Source organism: Lacrimispora sp., from assembly GCF_046972725.1.
In the GTDB taxonomy this organism is placed as follows: Bacteria; Bacillota; Clostridia; order Lachnospirales; family Lachnospiraceae; genus Lacrimispora.
Genome location: NZ_JBKVXF010000011.1, coordinates 1 through 2,325, shown reverse-complemented (window position 1 = coordinate 2,325; position 2,325 = coordinate 1). Strand labels below are relative to the sequence as shown.

The 2,325-nt window shown below is 44.3% G+C and carries 1 protein-coding gene and 1 pseudogene; one reads left to right on the top strand and one right to left on the bottom strand.

Features of this window, described 5'->3' with window-relative positions; genetic code table 11:
- Positions 1-365: 365 nt before the first annotated feature.
- On the bottom strand, positions 366-1,700 hold the full coding sequence (locus ACLTWA_RS19895) for an IS110 family transposase (RefSeq protein WP_002585193.1): 1,335 nt from the start codon (positions 1,698-1,700) through the stop codon (positions 366-368).
- Between the two features lie 384 nt (positions 1,701-2,084).
- Between ACLTWA_RS19895 and ACLTWA_RS19890 the strand changes: the two are divergent.
- A pseudogene (locus tag ACLTWA_RS19890) lies at positions 2,085-2,325 on the top strand (hypothetical protein); the annotation flags it as partial.

Genomic DNA, 2,325 nt, shown 5'->3' with positions numbered 1-2,325 from the left:
CGACGGCCGCGAGAGCCAAATATCCCGCAGTTTGATACAAAGGCTCTGACTTCGATATCTATTATAAGACTGATATGAAAAAATGTAAAGAAAGGAAAAACGAAAGAAAATCTTACGTTTTATTATAATACAATATTAAATTATTGAATATCAATAAATAAATATTGAAATTTAATGTATATTATGGTATGTTACAGGAAAGAGAAGTAATGGATGAAGAATTGCGATAATAAGAAGTCCAGCTAAGAAATGTCAATAGGTAAAATGAAAAATGTTTAAAAAGTTTTTTCAAGCAGCTGATGTAAAAAAGGGTAACCTTAATAAACCTATTGCCATGGGATTTTAAAATTTAATTCAAATCTCCATCAGGCAGCGGTGTTCACAGATTCCGGGTGCTCTGCTGCATAACGTTCACGGTGTTCTTCCGGCGTAATGAGCTCAAAAGGCTTATTATCCCGGAGCATAGCGAAAATGATGTTGCAGATTTTGTGCATGACGGCCCCGACAGCAACGCTCTTTTTTTTGCTGGCACATTTACGGGTGTAATAATCGTAAATGACCGGGTTCACGGGCGTTTTTGTTGCTTTATCCACTTTCAGGTTGTTGATGGCGACCATATGCAGGATACGCCTGGCAAGGCTGGAACCCCGCTTGGACATGTGGACCCTGTCTCCATGGAACTTGCCGGAATCGTTTACACCGGGATCCAGCCCAAAGTAAGCATAGAGCTTCTTAGGCGAGGAGAACAGGTCAAAGGATCCCATTTCCGCGATCAGGACGACGGCACTTAAAAAGCCGACACCGTGCAGGGTCTGGATAAAGGAGATGCGGTCATAGTCTGGCGTTCCTTCCAGTTTGCCGACAGCCTGATGCAGTTCTTCCAGTATGCTGTCCAGATGAGCCTGGTATTCCCTGTACATTTTTATGTACAGCCTGATCCGCAGAGCGTTGCTTGGAAGGGCACGTCCGAAAACAGCGGCATCCTTTGCAGCGGTGCATATGGCATCATACCTGGCGAGGGCATACGTTTCCCCAAAGCGCGCCGTGCTGCGGATGGTTTCCACAAGCTCGTCTTTTGGGGCGGCAAGCATGTCCGCTGCAAGGGGGTAAGCTTCCAGAAGCTTTAAGGAAGTCTGCGTTGTGACCTTGCTGAACACATTCAGGTATGCGGGGAAGGACACTTTGAGTTCCGCATGAAGCTTCAATACGATGGCGGATTGCAGGTCCTTGAAATAATAGTAGTCACGCACGAGATTGCGCAGGTCAATGATTGCGTCATCCGGGACAATGGAAGCCTTAAGGGAGGCATCCAGGCCGACTTTAGCAGCTTTTTTTGAATCAAATTTATCATTATGCAGTTTCCTGACGTTCATATTTGTGCTATTCTTAGTAATGATAGGATTAATGACGGCGCAGTCAAAACCCTTATCACGAAGGAAGCACAGGAGTGGGATGTGGTAGATCCCGGTGGATTCAAGGAAGCAGCGGCTTTCAAGAGAATACATCTCCTGGGCTTCCTTTATTTTTGAGATGGCAAGCTCACGGGACTGCGGATCAGAATGAATGATCTTAAAAGGCTTACCGATGAGGATGCCATTGGGGAGCATGATAGACATCCAGGTGAAGTCTGCGCCGACATCAAACCCGACAGAGAGATAGGGGATGCTTTCAGGCATCTTGAGTACTTTTTGATAGTGCATAGTAATATCCTTTCCGGCAGGCATCCAATTCCAAAGGGTGGATACACAACCTAGCGGCTTATACAGGTATAGCCTGAGGCTTCCCAACCAGCCAAAACATAAATCACCACCGAAAGGATTGACAGACTTTCTAAGAGGTATCGCCAGCCAGAAGGCCGGCTCCCAAGGAGGAAACGTCAATGATCCTGCCTTCAGTGATTATACCTCTATATTTTGTCTGGTGCATTAAGGAAACCTCAGACACGGTAAATATGTCCTATAACTTCTGATGGAGGGGGAACTCCTCCTTCCGTTATATCTATATAGATTTATTAGATTGGACTTTGTAACTATTAACCAGTAGTCGTTCTTGACTACACCATTATTATACTAGGAGGAAGTTTGATGAGTGGGAAGATTCTGGAGGAAGAGGGTAAAATGGTGATAACTGAAAGTCAGGAGGGAGCTGGAAATCAGAAGATACCTGAATATCAGGCAAAACCTGAGAAGCAAAACGGAGACCGCGATCAGATAATACAGGAGAAAGATGATATAAAAGAAGATGATTTAAAAAAAGATATAAAAGATGAGATAAAAAAAGATATGAAAAAGGAGATAAAAGAAGCGCCTGTTCCGGCCTGGAGGA